The following is a 22,063-nucleotide window of genomic DNA, read 5'->3' on the forward strand; positions in this document are numbered from 1 at the left end:
CCTGGCTCTCTTGAGTGCTTTGGCGATCAATCCAACGGTTAGAGATGGTTATCAAGGGCAGGAGGCACCCGCTTGTGGGACGAAAGCGGTCGCAGGGCAGACCATTAATCTATTGTTCCAATCTCTGGAAGAGCCCAGATGGAGCGAGGGATGATCGCCTTGGCGACCCCCAATTTTTGATCACGCAGGTGATTGAAAAATCTGTTCTCTAGCTTACCTTGACCGCCCTTGAGATTGGTACACAGGTACAGACTGGAATAGATTGCACGAGCCGCGATTGACCTGACTATTCCTACGTTCTTCTTGTCAACCGATGAGGCGCCGGCGTGAACGATCGACGACCTCAAGTCGTAGGCTTCCCTGATCATCTGGTAGGCGTCAAGTCGTTGCTTGGGAGGGAAGCAGAGCATCGATCCAAGCTCCGCCAGCGTTGCCTTGATCGGATTATTCTTGTCCCGAGAGAAGATCGATTCAACGGCTACGACGTAAAATAGAAAGCTAGTGACATCATCCTGAGAATTGAGTGCCATTGAGAAGAACTTGATGGCGTTTCTCAATCGCCCATGCATGCTGTCCGTGGATGATGAAATGTCAGTAAAGAATATATCGAACTCGGGTCGTTTGATTGACTTCAAAAGATCGGCACTCAATTCGAAATCAATCGACAACGGCTTGATGGATGGTAGGCGCCTGAGCTCCCCGGTGGTCTTACTGAGAAGGAAGAGGTGGTTGGCGGCACGAGAAGTCGCGAGAGGTGAGGCGATGTCTGCAAATAGGCAGGCAAAGAGCTCCACAAGTCTGGCCATGTGTCTGAATTTCAGTTCCACGCTGAAACGTAACCTTTCCTCTGTGCCATGGGCTATGAAGGAGGCAAGCATTTCATGTGAGAACGCCTTGCGTGATGTCTTTGATGCGTGTTGGAAGTCGGACTCGTCAATCTCTGGGAAGCCGTGTCGTGTAATGATCTTGTTGAGCGCTTGCTTGGAATCTGCTGCTGGCGAGAAGGTGAACTGTCCTATCTGCATGGAGCGTGCAGGCAGGCTTTTCCTTCCGAAAAATCCGAATGGGGACTTGAAGGCCATAGGAACGATCGCAAGGTAGTCTCGATGTCCCGCAGTTGCTGCTACGGCTTCTTCCAATGCTATAGCAAACTGTTCTGGCTTGAGCTGCTCGGGTCGATCAATCACTTCATATATCAGCTCAAGCACATAGAGCCAGTCGAGGCGACTATTTATGTAAGGCGATTTGAAGATCGACTTGAAAAGCTCCTCATTTTCTTCCCAGTCTCCGGGGCGCTCAGAAAAATCCTCATTCTCACCATTGTCAATGTTCGCGTAGTAGGTTTCAAGGGGCTTACGTACGGCGCGTGCTACCGCATCTTTGTCGATGATCATCTGGATCTTGCTCTTCATAAATAAATTTGCACCCATTGGTTGGTGACGCACGCTTGCTAAGTCCTAGCCTAAATTCTGGGGCGGTTAGGGATGTTTGTTGGGGGTAGCGGGACCAATATATCGAGAAGCCAATGCAATATTACCGCCAACGACATCGGCCCCAGCAGGCTATCCTTTTCTGCATCTTTCGATAGAATTTCTATCGCCTGCCATGACGAAGCCAGGTCGTAAGAACGGCTGATGATTGACAAGCCCTGCGCCCTCAACTCCAAGCACATCTAAGGAATATTTATGGCAACGGAAGGTTGGACCCATGGAAACACGATCGCCACGATCGCGCTCATTGTGTCATTCATTTTTTCCTCGGCTTCACTGATAATCAGTATTATTACGAACAATCGGGCGCGTACTGATAGGGAAAAAGCGAATGTGTTCGCAGTGGTGGTAACTAATTTCCATGTTCAGGCGGCGAGGCGAGCTGCGGATAACCTAAAGAGCACTGTTATATGCACGGCTAAAAATTCGAATCTAGTTACGGAGTCATGCTGGAAAGATATTGAGGTTCACATTGGATCTTTAAAGCTACATATCGATAAGGCGTCGACTCTATCGAGTTCACTAGAGGATCAAGAGCTATTATTGAAGATAGTTAAAGCGGGCTTGGTTGCGCATCGACACTCGTCAGAGATGCAAGATCAGGCAGCCACAATTACTGAGGATCGGTGGCTAAATAAGCAGGAGGTTCTTATCAAAGCATTGAGTACGACAATAAGAAAAGCCAATAATTTTCTAAATACATAAGTCATGGAGGCAGGAGGGAGGCGCGGCGGGCCCTCATGGCCGAGTAGACGGCGGCCAATCGAAGGCACAAGATTAGGAAGATTTATCGGGGGTAGGGCGGTCGAAATGCGCTACTACTCGAGACTGGCTTTGGGCTGACACCCGTCTTCCAAGTGCGTCGCATGCCCTGGGTCAGACAGGGCATAACCCGCCGATAACGCCCCTCTCAAACGCTTGACCCTGCTTGCCGGATCGGCATTGTTGGTCGGTAATCTGTTCAAGCGGACTGCCGCTGCGCTCTAAACTGACTCGTAAAGTGCAGAATCCAGTAGCGCCGCCCGGAGCTGCCACAGTAGCGCCTCATCCTTGTCGGCGGGCTTGTCGGACTGTTGCCATTCCGTCGCCCAGACATCGCGGAGTAACGCGATGTACTGCTTCACGGCTGTGACCTCGCGTCCGCCCAGGATTTTCGCCAGCTGTGGATTGCTGCCGTTGTTCACGGACACAAACAGATCGGGTCGCATCACGGCGAAAAAGCGCGTCGCCACGCCGATCTTGATCCCCTTGAGTTGAGTTAGTTCATTGAGCAGGATCGTCGCTTCCGCCAGGGTCACGGGCCCTTGGAGCGGAAGCCGATCCAACACCAGGCCCAGCTGCTCTGGCGTCTGGCCCACGATGCCTCGTGCATAGGCGGCAACGACAGCGGAAATCGATATTGAAGCGATCAACCTTGTGCTTCTGGAATCCTTCTCATCTTCCGCCGCGGCAGAAAGTCAACATAATATACATTGGCTTACCCGCTAACCCTTTGATGTAGATGGATTTCCGAGGAATCGGAAATTCAATGCAACACATCGGGGAACACCGTCTACGCGCTCTCGGCGGGCGCACGGCGTCAGTTGAATACGCTATCCGCGGCGCCGGCCGGCCGCACGATGCGGCTGCTTCGTGGTGGCGCTCATGACCGCGGCGCCGGCGGACCAGGTGTACTGGAAGGACTGGTGCACAGACCAGAAGCTGCGGAAGTGCTCCTGGGCAGCCCAAGGCGTGGTGCCTCACGTGATCCTGTACCTGCGCCAGTCCGACGAGTTCGGAGTGGCCCGCGAGAGCCTGGCCCAGATCGCGCATGGCAGCAAAACGCCGATCAAATATCTGCGCGAACTCGCGCAAAAAGGCGTACTTAAGGGTGGGGACGAGTGGCACGGCTCCTTCGAGTTCTCAGCCAAGCATGCAGGCAAGGTCGGCGAACCTGTCACGCTAGTCGAAGGTGATGGCGGAAGTTGTTGGTTTTACGCCAGATTGGTGAAGGACAAGCACGTCAGAGAGCAGCGCGGAAAGGCGTCGCGATTTACGTCCGAGAACCAACCCGGCCGATCACCAACCGGGCGGGTTGGTTCTCGGCAAGGTGACGGCCCTGCTTCTGCATCTGCTTCTGCATCTGCTTCTTCTGTAGATACATCTACGCACACTGACAGTTCTCTAGGGTCAGCGCCCGACTTGGCGCGTGTGTGTCGGGAGGCTGGGTACAGCGAATGCAGCGACAGCGTGCCGGACCTGGTCAGAGCCAAGGCGGCTGGGGTATCCGAAGCTGTGATGCTGGAGGCAGCGCGAGCAGGTGCTGCTCATTCGCCAACCAAGCCGATCGCCTGGGTCGCAGCCCGGGCGATCGCGAAGGCGGCCGACGCGGTTGCGGTGCCGAACATCGAGGATGCGCGGAAGCGGCGCGCGGCTGATGAGCTGGCCGAACGGGAACGGGCCGTCGAGAACAAGCGATACACGATCGCCAACGACTTCAACCACGGAATCATCGACGAGCCGACGCGCGATGAGCGGCTGGCCGCGGTTGACCGGGAACTGCGCGAGATCGCCGCAGAGAGGGCTTCTTCATGACCTCTCGCCTGCATGAATTGCACGCAAACACGGTTGTTGCCTTTTCTCGCCTTCACACGGAGGTAGGGTCCGAGGGCCTTGTGCGGCGGGGCTCAACCGCTGGCGCCTCCCGTTGGGTGAAGGCAATTGTTAAAAAAAAGGGAGCCGGCCGGAGCGCGCGTAACTCATTGATTCGTATGGGGCGGCGCGGTGCCGCCCCGGTCGGGGCGGGACGGCGGCCGGGGAGTCAGGGGTACCCCCCCTTCGAACGCCCCGGCGCGACGCGGGGGGTGCCCAACTACTGGCCCCTCGAAAAATGGGAGGAGGTTTATGGGGCTTCCGCCGGGTGCCTGGCATGACCAGCCATCAGCCCCTGCCGCAAGCCGTCCAGGACACGCTCAGCGCGCTTCCCAACGGACGTGACGTGCCGCGGCACCGAGATTTCCTCCTCGCCTCCGACAAGCGATTCAGCGCGGCCATGCGCCGGGTCGAGCGCAGGAGCCTGCCGCCGGAGGCGCTTGCCGAGTTGTGGCTCTGGCTGGTCCATCTGACGATCCAGGGCGCGTCCCGCGGCGCGACGACAGGCGCGTCCTACGGCCGCACGGTGGGTCGGTTCCTCGAATGGATCGCAGGTGAGGGAGTGGACTTTCGGGCTGCCACGGTGACCGAGTTCGACCGTTGGCAGCGCTGGTTGGCCATCGAGTGCAAGAACCAGCCGGTCTGGCGGCGGCAACAGGTCCAAGCTCTGCGGAACTTCTACGACTGGCGACGCAGCCGTGGACTGGCCGAAACCAACCTTGCCGCCGACCTGACGCCACCGCCGGCCAAGCCCAAGCCACCGAAGAAGTACACAGACGCCCAGCTGCAGGCGCTGTTCCGCGCCATCAGCGAAGCCAGGCCCCTGCGCCAAGTGCGGGATCGCTGCGCAGTGCTCCTGTTGCTGGCCACGGGCCTACGGCGCGAAGAACTTTCGGGGCTGCAACTGGCTGATTTCGAGATCGGCCGGCGCTCCGCCGTGGTGCGAGTAACCGGCAAGGGAGCCAAGGAGCGTGACGTGCCGTTCGAGGGCCCGGCCGTCGAGGCGTTGCACACATGGCTCAACGAGCGCGAGCGGTTGCCTTTCGCCGTCGACCATGAGGCGGTCTTCGTCTCGCTGCATACGAAAACCGCCGGCGAGGCGCTGTCACTACGCAGCTTCGAACACATGATCGCCTTCCACGCCCGTGCCGCGAAGCTGCGCGACTGGGGCATCCATCGGTTCCGGGTGACATTCGCCACGCAGCTGTACGACGACGGCGCGGACATCGAGTCCATCCGCGCGCTCATGGGCCATGAGTCTATCGAGACCACCCGCCGCTATCTGGCCGTGTCCGAGCGGGCCCGCCGCACGCGCTTGAGCGCCGACCGCCAGCACCGCGTGCTGGGGACCAAAAACACTGGCACGCCGCTATGGGCGCGCCTCGCCACAGGGGACTTGCGCCATGATTGACGAAATACAGTTCAGCCGCCGTGGGTCCGCGCCTACGCCATTCGAGGTGCGACTGATGCATCAGGTGCCCCACGACACCGCCTGGGGAGCGCTGGCCGTCCGCCTGATTCGCTCCCACGGCCCGGAAATGGCCGCCAGGATCATGTGTCAGGTCCTCGACGAGCTTGGGCCCGGGAAAATCAGCGTGCCGATGCGCGAGAAGTTCTTTCGCGACCTGTGGGGCTCGGAGCGCGATGCGCTGATCGTGCAACTTGCCGGCAGGCCGGATTGGCGTATTGCGGACATCGCGGCAACGATGGGGGTCTCAAGGCAGTGGGTGCGCCGCATCGTCGCGCGTACAGCAGGGGGCGACAGTTTCCGCGGGCGCGTGGTAGACACTGACCGGTGAAAAAGTCTATCCGCCCACGCCGACCGCTGACCGCTGGTGAACTGGAGCAGCGGCGGGCCGCCGCCCGCGCGCCGCGGGGCCCGCTCACCGACGCCCAACTCGCAGCCAACCGAGCTAACGCACAGAAGAGCACGGGCCCGGTCACCGCAGAAGGCAAAGCGCGCAGCAGTCGCAACGCTTGGAAGACGGGGCTGCATAGCGCGGTGCATCGCGTCCACTTCGACAACGGCATGCAGTCGCTGATTGGCGCCATGGGCAAACCATGCCTTACCACCTGTCCCAAGTACCCGTGCAGCCTGGTCGAAGACGAACTCACCAGCGCCGGCGGAAGCTGCCTCGATAAGCAAGTGTTCGTGCAGGCGTTCGGTTCGATCATCGACGCGGTCGAGAACGGCAGCATGGGGGGCATGCACGGGCTGATGGCGTCCGAGCTGGCTGCGGCGCTGCAGCAGTTGCACGACCTGCGCGCCACCATGGCCGACCAGGGGTTGGTTATCGGCATCCCGATGATCGGCGAAGATGGGGAGGTGATCACTCGCAAGGATGGCAGCGAGGTCATCGGCAAGTACGTCGCTAACCCGGGTTACCCGATGATGATCAAGACCCTGGAGGTGCTGGGCATCAGCCTGCCCGAGCTTCTCGTGACCCCACAAGCAAAAGCCCGCGCCAAAGTCGAGGAAGAAAAGGCCGACAGCATGCAGACCGTGCTGGCTGGCATTTTCCAGCGCGCTGCGGCGGCGAAGGGTGCCCCGCGTCCGGCCATCTCGCAGGACGGCGATTGATGCGCTTGCGCCCGCCCAGCGTTGGCGTGCTGCAGGCCCAGATGCTGGACCGTGGCGTATACGACGCCGATGAGTACGAGGCATGGCTCGCCGAGCGCGGTTGGTCCTGGCACCAGCTCCAGCGCGGCGATTACGGGATCAGCGTCGAAGAGTCGCTGGTGGTGTTCACCTTCGAGGACCCGCTGCGCTGGGCCGAAACGTTCCTGTTCGAGCCGGACTCAGGCGCGCCGTACCGATTCTGGGACTACCAGCGCCCCAGTGTGCGCGCATGGAATCAGGACGTGGTTCACCAGGATGGTGCCGAGTGTGGCAAGACGCGCGAGATCATCGCGCTGATCGCCTGGGCCGGTTGCACCGCCATGGGCGGGCGCGTGCCCAACCCATGGTCGCTGGTGGCTGCGCCTCAGCAGACCCACCTGGACGAGATCATCCTCGCGCTTGAGGAGCAGTTTGGTGTCTCCGACGGCGCGGGCCAGAAGACGTTGATCCAGCACTTCTGGCTGAAGCCCAAGAAGACACCACACACGATGCACCGCTTCCTGGCGCCAAACCCGCTCAACCCAGACAAGCCCAGCATTGCGCGCACCTACTATCGCCCGGGCGGCCATGATGGCGAGGCCTTCCGTGGTGTCCACGTCAACGCATTCGGCATGTTCGACGAGGCGGCCAAGGCGAAAAAGGCCGTGATCTTCAGCGAGTTCTGGCGCGCCCTGAAGCCTGGCTGCCGGAGCAGGGTGTATTCGGTCCCTGACGGGGATCGCGGGAGCGATTATTTCCGCATCACGCAGCAGGCGGTAATCGACCTGCCGGTGGGCAAGCCAGGAAACCGCCTGTTCCGTTGGCAGCAGACCATGAAGCCACCACCGTTCTGGGATGCCCAGCGCGAGGCCGACATGCTCAAGCGCTTCGGTGGTCGAAACACCCCTGGTTATCAGCGCAACGTGCTGGGCGAGCATGGCCAGGCGGAGAATCCAGTCTGGTCCTGGGGCGCGCTGCTGCCGAACGTCCTTCCGATGCCCGACTATCGATACATCCGACTGCATGCGGACAGTGAGGCCGACACGCTCAGCATCGAGGTACGCCGTGTGGAACTGTCGCACCTGGAGGGGCGAAAGGTCGGGAACTACGCGTGGCTGGAAGACACCAGCACGGCGCTTTCCCCATTGCTGCGCGGCTCGGATGCGGCACGGCAGCAGATACTGCGCGATGTGCTGCGCCAGCACATCACGGGCGCGCGTATGGGCGTGTTCTGGGCGGGGGCCGACCTAGGCGAGCGCAACGACCCCACCGAGATCATCATGAGCGAGGAAATCGGCGATGTCTGGCATGACCGCCTGCGCATCCAGTTGCGCGGTTTCCCGTATCACGTGCAGGAAGACCTGGTCTACGTGCTGGATGGACTTTTCGGACGCCTTCCGTTCTGGGGCGCCGATCTCGGCAGCGCTGGAACCGTGCTGGTCAAGGACCTCTGCAGCACCGACCGCTTCGCCGATGCCGGCTTCGAGGATCGCCTGGTCGGCTTTCATTTCCAGCAGTCGGTGGAATGCCTGGGCGAGGATGGTGAGGCGCTGCAGGAGGAAGATCCACGCACGGGGGAGCAGCGCATCCTGACCGCCCCCGCCAAGCACTGGGCGACACAGTGCATCACCGTTCGCCTCCAGGCCGGTGGCTACGCGATGCCCTACGACACCGACGCCCTCAACGATATGGCCACACAGACCGCCCGCGAGGGTGCCAAGTGGCCGATCTATTCAAAGGTTTCAGACCACTTCCCCGACGCGCGACGCCAGCAGATGCTACGCAAGCTGCGCGCCATGATCGATGACGGCGCCGGCGTCGATCTTTTCGCTTCGAGCGTAGCCGAAAGGAGGGTGGCGTGATGTCAGTGGGGCATCTTGTCGTCGGTGGTGACGCTGCACAATGTCTCCAGTCCGAATTTCGCACCGCGCGGCTCACGGCCAAGCTCTGCCTTGCGATCCTTGCAGGACACCCAGGGCTTTCCGTACAGCAGTGCATCAACTCGATCCCAGAACAGATCGTACGAAGCGCGGGCCTGGATCGGCTGGCCCGGTGTCGAGGTGGAGTCGGCTCCCCAAGTTGTGGCGCCACCGGGTCCGAAAGAAGGGCTTGCAGTGGTCGCCGTGGACTGCTGAGTAATCTGGACCATGGCCTGTGTCGTGCCACCAACATCCCTTGTTTCCACGGTCCAATAATCGGTGCCACCGACGATGGCAAGCACGGCGTACACGGTCCATTTTCGCTGCGCCACAAGCTTGTCAGGTGGATAATCAAAAGTGAAATCGTGGTCTGCCGCCGCCAGCACTTTTTCCGCGGCATCGAGGATTTCTTTTTGCGTCTTGTCGGCGTATCTGCGCGTGTGCACCAGTTCCCACTCGGCCCGATTGTTGGGCTTCGGAATGGTCGCGCAGCCGGCTGCCACCAGCGCCAGGCTGGCGGCCAGGATGAGGTTCTTCATGTGCTTCCCCTGAGTTCGTTGGGGGCGTCCATTCGCCCCGCGACAGGGTACTTGCAGCACATAACATTTGGCAGTAGGGTTGCACCCGACACGGTAAGTCCCGTGTCCAGGCGTGGAAACCTGAATCCAAAGGCGCATCAAGCGCCCCCCGTAAGCGGCGCTTTTTTCATGCCCAGCTTATGGCGGGCGTGGCGCGGACGCCGCAAGGCGTGCCTGACCTTTGGCAGGTATTTCCACCCGTGTCACGTCCGCCGCCTCTGCGTGGAAACGGGTGCGGCGGACTCCAACTTGCCAAAGGAGTCCAGCATGTCGCTTTCTGCGTCCGACGCCTCGCGTCGCCTGCGCGAAGACACGGTCATCTACCGTGCCATGAAGATCATCCACCGCCGCTGCACACAGCCGGGCGAGCAGTTCGACCCCGATGCGTCCCGTCAGTTCTTCGGCCTGCGCCTGCACGCCGAGCAGCGCGAACACTTCGAGGTGGCCTTCCTCAACGCCAAGAACCAGCTGATCTCGGTGGAGCGCATGTTCCATGGCACCGTGGACGGCTGCCATGTGGAAACTCGCGACGTGGTGCGCCACGCGCTGCTGCACAACGCCTGCGCGGTGGTGGTGGCCCACAATCACCCCAGTGGCGATCCCACGCCCTCTCATGCCGACTACGCCGTCACCCACCGCCTGGAAGACGCACTGGCGCAGTTCGACATCCGCCTACTAGAGCACATCGTGGTCGGCGGCGACCGCACCGTGGCCTTTGGACCGGTCCACGATGACAGCAACCCCCGCAACGCCGGCATCCGCGCGCGCTACCGCGACCCGGCCGCGCTCAAGCGGCTGGAGGCGGCGAGGAAGGGTGCGGAGACGCGCAAGCGCAATCGTGAGTCCGCTAATTCGACGGTGCGCGCATGAAGGGGCCTACGGGGGTTCATGACGGGACGGTCATCGATTTGTTGAAGGCCGGGAAGTACAGCGTCGACGTGGATGGGACAATCTGGAATGAGCGGCCTCGCATCAGAAGTCAGAGGCCTCGAACGCGGATCAGCGTTCGCGTTGCCACCAATGGCTATGGCCTAGTCACGCTGTTCAGTCATGGGAGCCCGGTTTGTGTAACCGCGCACCGAGTCGTGGCGCTTGCCACCCTGGGGCTTCCGCCAAGCTCGAGCCATGAGGTCAACCACAAAGATGGGGCCAAGCTCAATAATTCGCCGAGCAACCTGGAGTGGGTGAGCGGCAGCGAGAATCAGAGGCACGCTTTCGCCGCTGGTCTTTGTGAGAATCGCAAGATAGCTGGCGAACAAAATCCCTCGAACAAGCTGACGGAGCAACAGGTCCGTCAACTACATGAGCTTGCATCAGCAGGAACAACGCACCGCGTTCTCGCCGAGAGTCTGGGCATTTGCCAGAGCCACGCCTCCTCGATATTGAGGGGGCAGAGATGGCCGCACATCTACCGCGAATTCCACCCGGAGGCGCAGTCGTGACGGACACAGCGCTGTCGCCCGCCCTTTATGAGTGGGAACACACAGTCAATCAGTTGGATTTGGCACTCAAGCGCCTCGGCGAGGCAGTGGGGCCAGGAAGTGGGCCGCTGCATGACTGTGCCTGGTCCGCTGCTGACCTCTGCACCCGCCAGCTTGCCCAATTGCTGGGCGACCGCCTTGGCTGGATCGAGTGGTACCGCTACGAAAACGACATGGGCCGCTGCGCGCGCAAAGCCAAGGCGGCTACCTGGGCGCGCGAGCGCCGCATCCGCACGCTGCACGACTTGGCGCAGCTCATCGAGGCAAGCACCGTATGAAACTCAATCCATTCCGCAAGGCCCCCGACAAGAGCCGCGAGGGCGGCATCGCAGCTGCGCTTCGGGCCGGTCAGTCGCTGGGGCCATGGACCGCTGCGTTCGCAGGCTGGGAGCCGCGTGCGAACTCGCCATGGCTCTGGGAATCACTGCGCGAGGCGCTGCCGGTGCTGGATGGAGGCATCAATCGCCTTGTGACGCTGGACGGCATCCTCACTGTCGAGGGCGGTAACGATGCGCTCGTGCAGGAGATAGAGGAGTGGATGCGCAACGTGCCGGTCAACGACCTGCAGACGGGCTATCAAGCCTTCTACGCCAGTCAGGGTGACGAGCATTACGAGCAAGGCATTGGATTGGGTGAGATGGTCTACGCCGCCAATGGGCGCGACGTGGTCGGCATGCGCGTGGCCGACAGCAAGGGCATTGGGTTCGTCCGCGATGGCGGTCGACTGCGCTGCTACTATCGCGCCCCTTCGAACGAGCCTGATCGCCGGCCAGATGGGTTGGGCAGTGTCGGGCAGCTGCTGGCCGGGGAGACCCGCGCCAGGTACAGCGCGACGGGGTTGTTGGAAATGGGTTATGTCGAACTGGATCTGGCGCGCTGTGTTGTCGCGCTGCACCGTGCTGAAGCCGACAACCCCTATGGGACTTCACTGCTGCGCAGCTTGCCGTTCGTCGCGCAGATCCTGCTCAAGGTCCAGAACGCGACAGGGCGGGTCTGGGAGCGCTGGGGCGATCCGAGTTTCCACGTGCATTACGGGACCAAGAACCGCAAGGTCGATGGTGCCACCGCGCTAGAGAGGGCCCGGCAGATCGCGGCTGACCTGGCTGTCGCGATGGCGGGCAAGGCGCGCGGTAACAGCGTGGACCTGGCCACCGCGGCGGCCGTAGATGACGAAGTGAAGATTGACGTCGTGGGTGCGGCCGGCGAGCAACTGGAAATCGAGATGCCCGCGCGCCACATGCTTGAGCAGATCGTCGCCGGTTTTGGACTGCCGGGCTGGATGCTGGGCGTCACCTGGTCACAGACCTCCGGAATTGGCGAGCAGCAGTCAGTGGTGGTGCTGCAGGAGAGCCAAACCCGCTTCGAGCTGCGACGCGCTGCCCTTGAAAAGCCGATCGCCGCCATGCTGCGCGCGCGCGGCCGCACCTGGAAGGCCGGCGACTGGAAGTTGGCACAGCATCTGCCCAACCTGATGGATGAGCAGAAGCGCGCCCAGGCCGAGTTCCTGCGCGCCCAAACAGCGCTGATGCTGAGCGATAGCGGCCATGTGCAGCTCGAGACCGGGAGGGGCGTAGACAACAACCTGCGGCACTTGCGCAGTCAGCGCACAAAGTCCCGACGCAAAGCGGGCGGAGACGATGACAGCGACGGCGAAGCCTGGGCCGAGCAAGATCCGGCGCTTCCGCGCATCGAGGCCGTAACGTCGGCCGAACTCCTGGAAGCATGGGCGCAGCTGCAACGGACCACCCTGGGGCTGCTGGGCCTGTCTCGGCCCATTGGCGAGATCTTCAACTTCGGCGCCGACGCCCTGCCGACGCTTTTGGCGGAGGGTGCGCGCACAGCCCGGACCATGGCGGAGGCGCTTGGCCGGGGTCAGCGCGCCGCGTGGGAGCGCGGCGTCTCGAACGCAGGTGCCCAGGTGAACGCGAATTTCAACGACCCAATCGTGCAGCAGGCCATCGAGGCGCAGCGTCAGCGCATGCGCACTGGCTATGCTCAGCGCGGTCTTGAGTTGGTGAGGCCGGGCATTGGGCGGACGTTCCAACAGCCCATCGTGGCCTCGCTCGCGGCTGGTGAGTTCGACGGACAGAATCCGGTCAATGTGGCGTCGCAATTGCGCGCGCGCTTCGGCGGCGGTGATTACAACTGGGAGCGATTGGCTAGCAGCGAGGTCGCCATGGCGCAATCTGATGGCAAATTGCGGTTGCTGCAGCAGCAGGGCGTCACGCTGTACGACTACGAGACCGCGGGGGACAGCAAGGTGTCGCGGATCTGTCGCGACCTGGCCGAGGCTGGCCCATATCGTGTCGGCGACGCCTCAGCGCCGGTGCCGGTGCGTGATTCCCACCCCAATTGCCGCTGCACCATCGTGCCGCGCGCCTGAGCGCAACCAAAAGGGACGACAGTTTCCCGGCCACACCAAGAACATCCGCTCCTGACCCACTTCCGTGCGGAAGGCGAGGAGCGCGCATGTCCACCAAGACCACCGAAGACCTGGCCGAAATCCAGAATCTGCCGATCGCGGAGCTGGCCGAGTTCCTCGCCGAACTCGATGCCGATGACCTGAAGGCGCTGCGTGCGCTGGAGGACAAGTCGTCGACCAAGCGCAAAGGCGCGCTGGACGCCATCGCCGCGGCGCTCACCGACAAGGCCGCAGCCGACAAGGCCGGCGGCGGTGTGTCCACCGCCGCCGCGGCGCTGGACGCCGCCTGGCAGGCGCCCGACTACACCGGTCCGCTGACCATCACCCAGTCCGAGTGGCGTCATGCCAACCTCAAGCCGGTGACGGGAGTCGCGACCAAGTGAGCGGGCTGCGGCACAAGACGCTGCATCTCCAGGTGAAGTCGGCGGGCGCGCCGACCGAGGATCAGCTGTCGGCGATCCGGACGTACACGCTCGCGGACATTCCGGCCGAAAAGCTCTATGTGCGCACATTCGCCCTGGCACACAACGCAATCGACCGCGATGACGAGGCCTTCGACGATGCGCTGCTGGCCGACTTCGCCCGCACGCTGCCGAGCAAGGGGCTTTTCATCCGGCATCCGACTGGCTGGGATGGTGACAGCGGCCCCGGAAAGGGGCGTTGGTTCGCCGCCGAACTGCAACACATGACCCAGGATGCGGCGCGCACGCTGCTGCGTGCACCCGACCTGGTGTGGCCTCCGGGTATCACGACGGCCACCATCCTGATGGCGTCCGCATACCTAGTCCGCACGGCCGGCAACAGCGACCTGCTGGATGAGATCGACGCCGGCATCGTCTCCGACGTGTCGATCGGCTTCACCGCGAAGTCGGGTGGGCCGCTCATCGACGAAGAGGGCCGCGAGATGCGCGCCCGCCGCATCACCAGCCCTGGCGAAGCGCTGGAAGGCTCCCTGGTTTGGCTTGGCGCCCAGCCGGGCGCCCGGGCCATCAAGGGCGCCAAGCCCACCCCCGAGGAAAAGACCATGACCCTGGAAGAAGAACTGGCCGCCGAGAAGGCCAAGAACAAAGACCTGCAGAAGCAGCTGGACGAGAGTGCGCCGCAGAAGGTGATCGTCGGCCTGCGTACCGCCTTCGGCGACAATGCGCACCTGCTGGACAAGCCGGAGGCGCTCGCCAGCGACATCAAGGCGATCAAGGCCTACCGCGAAGACCTCATCGACACCATCGTCGCCGGTGAGCGCCACCTGGGGCTGTGTGGTGACGACGAAGAGGCGGTCAAGACGGCCAAGGCCATCTATGCCGGCGACACCACCGAGCGCCTGCAGCGGCTGGCCAAGCACTACGCCGCGCGCGTGCCGGCGGGCAGTCGCATGCCGGCATCCGACCCCAACGCGCGTCAGGAATTGCCGGCGCAGCAGGGCAAGGGCGCCTTCAGCGACAACCCCGCGCTGGGCGGCACGGCCGCCTGACCGACTGATCCCACCCCTTACGACCGGAGTCCTCCGTCATGTCCCTCAACATTGCGAGCCCCAGCGAGCAGGTCAAGTCGATCGGCTTCGCCCACACCGCCGCGACCACCGCCCGGGTGCCCGTGCTGATCAACGGCAAGCTGATGATTCCGGTCAATACGCGCGCCGCCAACGAGCACAACGCGTTCGTGTACGAGACCGAGGTCGACGGCGCGCCGGTCGAGACGGGGGCGGCCTGGTTGCCCAACGATGCCCTCTACTGGGACGCGGCCAATGCGCGCCTGACCAAGACCGCGAACGGCAACACGCTGTTCGGTCACGCACTGCAGCCGAAGGCCGCCGCCGCCGCCGTCAGCCCGCTGGTGGCCTTCACCTCCTACCCCGTCGCCTGACGGCGCCTGGCCCACCAAGGACATCACCATGACCGTTTCCAAATACGCCCGGCTGGCCAGCCTGCCGAATCGCAGCGAGCAGCAGTACAAGGCGCTCGCCATGGCCATCAATCTGGACCTGTCGCTGCCCAACCTGTACCTGGACCTGTGCAACGGCAAGGCCGCCAACGACTCGGTGGTGACCCTGCTGGGGCGCGAGCGCGGTGGTGATGTCGGCCAGGCCATCAAGGCGGCCCGCGTGCAGCACGCGCTGCACCAGAAGTACGCGGTGCCGACCGACACCCCGCAGTCGTCCGACGTGGCCCACGCCATCGTCGACTGGTACCAGACCGGCCTACAGGAACTCGACCTGGGCTGGACCAACCTGTACCGCCTGGTGGATCTGCGCAGCACCAATCAGCCGGCTTTCGACATCAACACGGGCACCTGGCCGGTCACCTTCAAGCAGCGGGCCCCCGGCGAGAAGATCGAGATCGCCCGCATCCCGGCCGAAACCAACCTGTCGGTGCCGTATGTCACTTACGGCGCGGGCGTGGGCATCCAGGACGACTGGCTGCGCTACAACAAGTGGTGGAACGTCGAGGAAGTGGTCGGCGCCCTGCGCCTGAACGCGTGGAACGACCAGGCGGCCAAGCACTACGGGCTGCTCACCGGCCTGGGCAACGGCATCAATTTCGCCCACATCGCAGGCGATGACCTGGGCACCGAGACGCTCAACGCGGCGGCGGCGGACATCTACCGCAAGCAGCTGGACAAGGGTACCGGCGTCAGCGCCAGCACGCCGCTGTGGATCGTGACCAGCCCGGAGAAGCGCGGTTACATCCTGCGCATGCTGGAAGCCACGCAGGGGAGTGTGATCATCGCCTACCAGAATGGCATCCCGCTGTCGGTGACCGTGGCCGGCGTCATCGCCACCACCTACGTCGCGGCGAACGACACCGGCTATTACCTGGTGCTGCCGCAGCGTCGGCTGGCGCGAGGCAACTGGCAGGATCTGCAGATCGAGACCCAGCGCGACATCTACAAGCGCGCACAGGACTGGGTGGGCACGCTGCAGTACAACGCCATCGTGGCCGACACCGACCAGGTGCGCCGCGTGCTCTTCGCCTGACGGGGGAGGGCGGGCGTACTGCCCGCCCGTTGCAGATGGCGGCCAAGGTCACGAAGCAGGACGTCCTCGACGCCGGTTTCCGCGGCGAGCAGTTCGGCACGCCTGACGATTGGGCGGAGGATGGCGGCTATCTGGCCCGCGTGATTGACCGCGCCTCGCTGTGGGCCAAAGGGCGCTACGGCGCCGACTATGACGCAGTGGCGCCCGAAACCGTCGTCGGCCAACACCTGCGCGATGCCGAGCTGTGCTATGTCAGCGCCAAGCTCTGGAAGGCGCGGGCCGCGTTCATCGATTCCAACGCGGCCAGCAGCCGCGACGCGCTCAACTATGGCGACCGGCGCCAGTACCTGGAATCGGCCGAAAAAGCGATGGAATGCGCGGAGGAGGCCATCGCGCTGGCAATCGGTGGTGTCAGCCCGTACCCCGGAACTGGCGTCGCGCTGGTGGGTGTGGAGACTGGGCCGTTCGCCCGCCGGCCCTGCATTGGGTGGCCGCAATGAGGCTGGGCGTGATGTTCGACGCCGCACAGGTCGAGGCGGCCATGGGCGACGCGGCGACCGCCATTCCGGTGGCGCGCCTGGCCCTGCTGCGCGGCCTGGCGATCCAAACAGTGCGCGCCGCGACCCGGCTGACGGGTGGTCCAGGGACCGCCAAGCCTGGTGCATACCCCATCCCGATCCGCACCGGCACGCTACGGCGCGGCCACAACTTCCAGGTGCAGGGCGATACCGTCGTGGTGTTCAACGATACGGTGTATGCCCGCGCCAACCATGACGGGTTCCGTCCCTACGGCAATCCGCGGGCGCACGTCATTCCCGGCCGGCCGTTCTACGACGATGCGCTGACGCAGCTTGACCTGCAGGCCGCGGCGGATGCTGCCGCCACCGCGCTGGGGGCCAAATGAACCCCGCGGCCCGCGCCGCGCTGAGGCAGTTGCTGGTCAGCGACCCGCAGTTTACCGCAGCGATGCTGGCGCTCAACTTGGGCAGCGGCAACAAGGCGGTCGTGCCCAAGGTCCTGGATGGCAACCGCCGCTATGACCAGGTGGGCAATGAGCACCTTCCGTGCTGGATCAACGATGCCGGTGACATGCAGGGAGAGGACGCAGGTTCTGCAGGCGGCATGGCGGGCGTGGTGATCGGCAGCAGCCAGCAAGATTGGGCCGGCGACATCGAACTGGTGCTGCTGTGGAACCAGCAGGATCTGGCCATCAGCGTGGACCAGACCGATCGCGTACCGGCCGCGTTGGTGCAATTGCTGCTGCGCAATCCGTCGCTGGGCGAGACCTGCACGATGGCATACGTGGCCGAGTTCCAGACCGACCGCAACCTCAGTCATCCCAAGCATGGCTTGTATGCGCGCCTGCGCATCAACACCACCATCGAGCGCGACGCCTGATGCGCGCGCCAACCCTCCATGCCAGCCATGCGGCTGACACCGCCGACCCGCCCTCCAGCGGACGGTCGCGTGGCTGGCGCCTTTCAACCCAAAGGGAGCCGTCATGACCACCACCGTCAACATCTTCGCCTGTGGCAACACGTCCAAGCAGGTTCGCGTGCGGGTCACCGGCCAGCCCGATCGCGTGCTGGCCGCCGGAGGCAGCGAAAGCGTCGTGATCTACGACGGTCTGCAGCTGTCGATCCAGGAAGAGGCCGCCGGTTCAAGCGCGCCGGTTGACGCCCCCCCACCCACCCCGCCGGCCGCCTAAGCCCATCCAATCTCCGAGGAGTTACACGCCATGCCGCAGGCCACTGGTGCACTGACCAAGATCGTGGGCTTCACCCAGCCCGGCATCCGGCAGATGGATGACCCCGTGGTCGCCGAACTGCTGTACATCCGCACGCTGGACTACAGCGCCAACCAGCCGCTGGAACAGGACCCGACCCTGGCCGGCGGCTACCGCGGCCAGCAGCGCGGCGCGCGCGGGCGCGTGGGCGGCACCGGCAGCGCGGCGGTGACCATCGGCACCAGCATCGCGTTCTGGCTCAAGCACCTGATCGGCAAGCCGACCACCACCGGCGCGGCCGGTGCGTACACGCACACCTTCCAGGTTGGCAGCGGCGCCAATGCGCTACCGGCCGCGCTTGGTATTGAGCGCGACTACAGCGCCCGCATCGCGACGCCCGGCCGCTACGTGCGCGACACGGACCTGCGCATCGCTTCCGGTGCATTCGCATTCAGCACGGCCGCGCCGACGCAGCAGGCCACGTTCAACCTGGTCGGCGCCGCGCTGCGCAACCTGCCGGCCACCCCGGTGGACGATGCGCCGGAGGACTACGGCCACGCCGCCTTCGCACTGGCGGGTCTGGCGCTGGAGCTGGATGACGGCGCAACGCAGGTGTGCATCGAGACGCTGAACCTCAACTGGGACAACGACCTCGACACCGACCTGTACTGCCTCAACGACGGCGGCCTGCGTCACGACATGCCGGAAGGTCAGGTGGCCATCACCGGCGATGGTGTCGCCCAGTTCGACACCCCCGCGCTGCTGACCAAGGCCCAGGCCGACGCCAACCTCAAGCTCAAGATCACCATGAGCCGCGGTACCGGCGCCGGCACCGCCGGCAACGAGCAGCTGGTGATCACCATCCCGCTGTCCACCATCGAGGCGACCACGCCCGGTGTCACCGGGCCGCGCGGTATCAAGCAGAACTTCAACTTCATCGCCTACCGCCCGGCCGGCGCGGAAGTGGGCGTCACGGCGGTGCTCAAGAGCGCACGCGCCACGGTCTAACCAGCAGGAGGCGGAACACGATGTTCAGGGCGGCGGATGCGGGTTTGATGTGGGTGCCGGTGACGTTGCCGGCGGCGGAGGCGGACGGAGATGATCCCGTCATCTGGTTGCGCATGCGGGTGTTCACCCGCGCGGAACTCAAGGCGCGCGAGCAGGACGCGCTTGCGCACTCGGCCGAGCCAGTGGCGGACGGCGCTCTGCAGACGGTCGCGGACGTGCGCGCCATCGTGGACGCGGCCGAGCGCATCGATGCGAAGGACCTGGCAGAACTGCAGGCGCGCGTGAGCGACTGGCGCGGTGTCGCGGGAGCGGACGACGCGCCGCTGGACTTCGATGCCGGCAGCCTGGGTGCGCTGCTAGCGCTGCCGTGGTTCTTCCGTACGGTGCGCGCGGCGCTGTTCAAGGCCAGCCGGGACGGCGTGGCAAAAAACTCCTTGCCTGGGTCCGCTGGCACGCCGGCGCGGGCCCAGGCCTGAAAGACGGCACACGTCTATGGGACTTCGAGGACTGGTACGGCGATACCTTCACCTCCGAGGCCTGCGCCTCGTGTCCTGTCGTATGCCCGGATTGTCCGCAGCCGCGGCTGCTGCCCGACGCCGTCCCCGGCGCGTTGGCTTATCTGGCGTGCCAAACCCAGTTCCAGTACGCCCCGAGCGGCTTGCCGACTGGTCTGCGTTACGCCGACTGCGTCGCGATATTGACAGCGCAGGCCGCGGATCTTGGGATCACCGATCTGCCGCAGGTGCTGGCCGATCTGCAGCACGCCGAGCGCGCGCGTGTGCGGGCCGCCCTGGAAAGGTACCAGCAGGAGCCACGCACTGATGGCTAGCCCGGCACGCTTCCAAGTGCGCTTTGAGGTTGACGGAGACGGCAACGTCAAGGCGGCTTTCGACGACATCAATCGCAAAGCCAAGGATAGCGGCAACGCAGCCGATGACGCGGCCAAGCGGTGGTACGCCTTTGGCGAGAGCATCGGCAGCGCAGTGCGGACCGGCGCGCTGGCGCTGGGCACGCTCGCGGCAACCGGCCTGGCGCTGGTCATCAAGAACAGCATCGACGCGCAGAATGAGCAGGCCCAACTCACTGCGGTACTGAAGTCCACGGGGCAGCAGGCGGCCTTCACTTCCGAGCAGATCACCGGCATGGCGAACGACATCGCCAAGGCCAGCAACTTCAGCGGCGGCGAGATCACCAACGCCGCGACCCGTCTGCTGTCCTATAGTGGCATCGTGCGCGAGAATTTCGCGCCCGCACTGCAGGTCGCTATCGACCAGGCAGCGCGCCTTGGCATCAGCGTGGAGCAGTCCGCCGAGACCGTTGGCCGTGCGCTTGAGTCACCCACGAAGGCCGCCGCGGCACTGGCGCAGCAGGGGTTCGGCGCAGCTTTCACGAAGGAAGTGCGCAACGGAATAGCGGCACTGGAGGATTCAGGAAAAGCAGCCGAGGCGCAGCGTGTCGTTATTGACATACTTAACGACAGTTATCAAGGCGCTGCGCTGGCGTCGCGTGACACTTTGGGTGGAGCGCTGATCGCGCTTAAGAAGGCGACAGCAGACTTATTGACGGGCGACGTCAACGGCGAAGGATTGAAGGGCCTCACGCAGTCCGTTGAAGATTTAGTTCAGACACTCCAGGACCCTGGAGTTCAGGCCGGCTTCCAGAACCTTGTCGAGCTGCTCCTGCAAGGCACCAGCGCCGCCGCAGGGCTAATCGGCAACCTGGGCCAGTTGATCGGCCAACAGCGCCAGGTCGCGCAGCTGAGCGATGGCAGCCTGGCACCAAAGGATGCCACCACCGGCGCCCTGCAACAGCGCCTGGCCAGCGCGCAGGACCTGCGCGCCCGCACGCAACAGCAGCGCACGACGTTCCTCGGGTTCGACATCGATAGCCTGAACAAGCAGCGCCAGCAGAGCCTGACCAACTACGACAACGAGATCGAGGCGCTGCAGGCCGAGCTGGCCAAGCGCAAGGTGCCGGTCCTGTTTAATGAGGGCAACGCAGGTGACCCACAGCCCGCCCTGCGGGCCGCGCGCACGCGCCAGGCTATCCCCAACGCCGAGGACCCGGCCGATCGCAAGAAGCGCCTGGCCGAGGAGGAGCGCGCCGCGCGCCAGTTGCAGAACGCATACGAGCGACTGCGCGACAGCTATGGCCAGCAACTGGCCGTGGGCTCGCAGGTCTCGGATCAGTCCGAGGTCGCCAAGCTGCGCTACCAGACCGAGTTGGGCGCACTAAAGGGACTGACCGAGGCCAAGAAGCAGGAATTGCTGGTCATGGCTGAGCGGCTTGACCAGATGGATCGAGAGTATGCGCTTCAGCAGCAACTCGACCGTCAGGACGCGCAGCGCAGTGCGGTGTTGGCCGACATCGCAGCGCAGCGCGCAGAACTCGGCCTGTCCAATGATGAACTGGAGGTCCGCCAGAACCTGCTGGCAGCCGGCGTCACCCGAGAGAGCCAGTGGGGTCAGTCCATTGTCACCGCGACCGAGCGGCTTCAAAAGCAGCGTGACGCGACGCGCGACGCGGTGGATGCGATGGACGCGGTGCGCGGCACTGCCAAGGACATTTTCATGTCGGCGGCCACCGATGCAGAGAACTTTGGAGACAGAGCCGTAGCGTCAGTAAAGCGCTTGGCGGCGGCCCTCCTGGAGATCCGCCTCGATCAATGGCTCAAGGAAACGATGGGCGCGACAGGAAGCACGCAGACCGGGTCGGGGGGCTGGCTTAGTTCCCTCGTTGGACTGGCGGGAAGCTTCTTTGGCGGCGGAAACGCAGCCACGCGGGCCGCTGCTGCTTCTGGCAACTACGGGGCTTTCAATCCGAACCTGACCGGATTTAGCGGGCGCGCGTCCGGGGGTAACGTTCGCGCGGGCAGCCTGCACGAGGTGGCGGAGGGTGGGGTGCCTGAACTGCTGCGATCGAATGGACGCACATGGCTGCTTTCCGGGGCGGACGGTACCGTCATTCCCGCTAGGGCCGCTGCGGCGGCACAGCCAACGGCTGGATCTGCGCCGGTGGTCAATCTGACCATCAACAAGGGCGCCAATGAGGATCGCCAAGAGGTGGCGTCGGATGGATTTGGCAACTTCGACATCAAGATCTGGTTGAAGAATGAGCTTCGCGGGGCAGTGCGCAGCGGTGCACTCGACTCCGACCTCCGCGACCGGTACAACCTCCCCATGCGCGGGGTGCGGCGTGGGTAATCCGCAGTGGCCCGCTTCGTTGCCGCCTCCGC

Annotated in this window: 22 protein-coding genes; 19 read left to right on the top strand and 3 right to left on the bottom strand. The window is 63.8% G+C overall.

From position 1 onward, the window contains the following. Window positions 1-104 precede the first annotated feature (104 nt). Window positions 105-1,412, bottom strand: a complete 1,308-nt coding sequence (locus WFQ05_RS02370; RefSeq protein WP_337052463.1) for a hypothetical protein — start codon at window positions 1,410-1,412, stop codon at window positions 105-107. Window positions 1,413-2,473: 1,061 nt separating this feature from the next. Then, entirely contained in the window at window positions 2,474-2,902 is a 429-nt protein-coding gene (locus tag WFQ05_RS02375) for a hypothetical protein (protein WP_337052464.1), read from the bottom strand. 331 nt (window positions 2,903-3,233) lie between these two features. On the opposite strand from WFQ05_RS02375, the gene WFQ05_RS02380 reads away from it, so the two are divergent. From WFQ05_RS02380 to WFQ05_RS02400, 5 genes are all read left to right on the top strand, one after another. Continuing rightward, window positions 3,234-4,064, top strand: a complete 831-nt coding sequence (locus WFQ05_RS02380) for a hypothetical protein (RefSeq protein ID WP_337052466.1) — start codon at window positions 3,234-3,236, stop codon at window positions 4,062-4,064. Between the two features lie 334 nt (window positions 4,065-4,398). Next, entirely contained in the window at window positions 4,399-5,532 is a 1,134-nt protein-coding gene (locus WFQ05_RS02385; protein WP_337052467.1) for a tyrosine-type recombinase/integrase, read from the top strand. Window positions 5,533-5,587: 55 nt separating this feature from the next. After that, the gene (locus WFQ05_RS02390; RefSeq protein WP_337052468.1) at window positions 5,588-5,920 is read left to right on the top strand and encodes a helix-turn-helix domain-containing protein; all 333 of its coding nucleotides are present in this window, start codon (window positions 5,588-5,590) and stop codon (window positions 5,918-5,920) included. After that, on the top strand, window positions 5,917-6,702 hold the full coding sequence (locus WFQ05_RS02395) for a hypothetical protein (RefSeq protein WP_337052469.1): 786 nt from the start codon (window positions 5,917-5,919) through the stop codon (window positions 6,700-6,702). The genes WFQ05_RS02390 and WFQ05_RS02395 overlap by 4 nt, the downstream gene beginning before the upstream one ends. Then, entirely contained in the window at window positions 6,702-8,582 is a 1,881-nt protein-coding gene (locus tag WFQ05_RS02400; protein ID WP_337052471.1) for a hypothetical protein, read from the top strand. The genes WFQ05_RS02395 and WFQ05_RS02400 overlap by 1 nt, the downstream gene beginning before the upstream one ends. Window positions 8,583-8,584: 2 nt before the next feature. On the opposite strand, the gene WFQ05_RS02405 is transcribed toward WFQ05_RS02400, so the two are convergent. Next, on the bottom strand, window positions 8,585-9,178 hold the full coding sequence (locus WFQ05_RS02405) for a hypothetical protein (protein ID WP_337052473.1): 594 nt from the start codon (window positions 9,176-9,178) through the stop codon (window positions 8,585-8,587). A gap of 306 nt (window positions 9,179-9,484) precedes the next feature. Here WFQ05_RS02405 and WFQ05_RS02410 point away from each other — a divergent pair, with 306 nt between their 5' ends. The 14 genes from WFQ05_RS02410 to WFQ05_RS02475 all read left to right on the top strand — a co-directional run bounded on the left by WFQ05_RS02410 (window position 9,485) and on the right by WFQ05_RS02475 (window position 22,031). After that, window positions 9,485-10,087: a JAB domain-containing protein gene (locus tag WFQ05_RS02410; RefSeq protein ID WP_337052474.1), complete on the top strand. Its 603-nt coding sequence runs from the start codon at window positions 9,485-9,487 to the stop codon at window positions 10,085-10,087. Window positions 10,088-10,655: 568 nt separating this feature from the next. Continuing rightward, complete coding sequence (locus WFQ05_RS02415; protein ID WP_337052475.1) at window positions 10,656-10,976, top strand: hypothetical protein; 321 nt, start codon at window positions 10,656-10,658, stop codon at window positions 10,974-10,976. Then, window positions 10,973-13,081, top strand: a complete 2,109-nt coding sequence (locus WFQ05_RS02420) for a minor capsid protein (RefSeq protein ID WP_337052476.1) — start codon at window positions 10,973-10,975, stop codon at window positions 13,079-13,081. Before WFQ05_RS02415 ends, WFQ05_RS02420 begins: the two co-directional genes overlap by 4 nt. An 86-nt stretch (window positions 13,082-13,167) precedes the next feature. Beyond that, window positions 13,168-13,503 (top strand): hypothetical protein, encoded by a 336-nt coding sequence (locus tag WFQ05_RS02425; RefSeq protein ID WP_337052477.1) that lies wholly within the window; start codon window positions 13,168-13,170, stop codon window positions 13,501-13,503. Next, window positions 13,500-14,591 (top strand): hypothetical protein, encoded by a 1,092-nt coding sequence (locus WFQ05_RS02430; protein ID WP_337052478.1) that lies wholly within the window; start codon window positions 13,500-13,502, stop codon window positions 14,589-14,591. Before WFQ05_RS02425 ends, WFQ05_RS02430 begins: the two co-directional genes overlap by 4 nt. Before the next feature lie 38 nt (window positions 14,592-14,629). Continuing rightward, window positions 14,630-14,983: a DUF2190 family protein gene (locus WFQ05_RS02435; protein ID WP_337052479.1), complete on the top strand. Its 354-nt coding sequence runs from the start codon at window positions 14,630-14,632 to the stop codon at window positions 14,981-14,983. 28 nt (window positions 14,984-15,011) lie between these two features. Continuing rightward, window positions 15,012-16,094, top strand: a complete 1,083-nt coding sequence (locus tag WFQ05_RS02440; RefSeq protein WP_337052480.1) for a hypothetical protein — start codon at window positions 15,012-15,014, stop codon at window positions 16,092-16,094. 35 nt (window positions 16,095-16,129) lie between these two features. Then, complete coding sequence (locus tag WFQ05_RS02445) at window positions 16,130-16,594, top strand: hypothetical protein (protein WP_337052481.1); 465 nt, start codon at window positions 16,130-16,132, stop codon at window positions 16,592-16,594. A gap of 8 nt (window positions 16,595-16,602) precedes the next feature. Beyond that, the gene (locus WFQ05_RS02450) at window positions 16,603-16,998 is read left to right on the top strand and encodes a hypothetical protein (RefSeq protein ID WP_337052483.1); all 396 of its coding nucleotides are present in this window, start codon (window positions 16,603-16,605) and stop codon (window positions 16,996-16,998) included. Further along, the gene (locus WFQ05_RS02455) at window positions 16,995-17,492 is read left to right on the top strand and encodes a hypothetical protein (RefSeq protein WP_337052484.1); all 498 of its coding nucleotides are present in this window, start codon (window positions 16,995-16,997) and stop codon (window positions 17,490-17,492) included. The genes WFQ05_RS02450 and WFQ05_RS02455 overlap by 4 nt, the downstream gene beginning before the upstream one ends. A gap of 103 nt (window positions 17,493-17,595) precedes the next feature. Further along, window positions 17,596-17,802, top strand: a complete 207-nt coding sequence (locus WFQ05_RS02460) for a hypothetical protein (RefSeq protein WP_337052485.1) — start codon at window positions 17,596-17,598, stop codon at window positions 17,800-17,802. A 30-nt stretch (window positions 17,803-17,832) separates the two neighbouring features. Beyond that, a complete protein-coding gene (locus tag WFQ05_RS02465; RefSeq protein ID WP_337052486.1) occupies window positions 17,833-18,828 on the top strand; it encodes a phage tail tube protein in 996 nt (331 codons plus the stop codon). Window positions 18,829-18,848: 20 nt separating this feature from the next. Beyond that, window positions 18,849-19,304, top strand: coding sequence for a hypothetical protein (locus WFQ05_RS02470; RefSeq protein WP_337052489.1), 456 nt, complete (start codon window positions 18,849-18,851; stop codon window positions 19,302-19,304). Between the two features lie 345 nt (window positions 19,305-19,649). Then, window positions 19,650-22,031, top strand: a complete 2,382-nt coding sequence (locus WFQ05_RS02475) for a phage tail length tape measure family protein (protein ID WP_337052491.1) — start codon at window positions 19,650-19,652, stop codon at window positions 22,029-22,031. Window positions 22,032-22,063 lie beyond the last annotated feature (32 nt).

The sequence above is a fragment of the Pseudoxanthomonas sp. USHLN014 genome, assembly GCF_037153335.1.
Lineage (GTDB): Bacteria > Pseudomonadota > Gammaproteobacteria > Xanthomonadales > Xanthomonadaceae > Pseudoxanthomonas_A > Pseudoxanthomonas_A winnipegensis.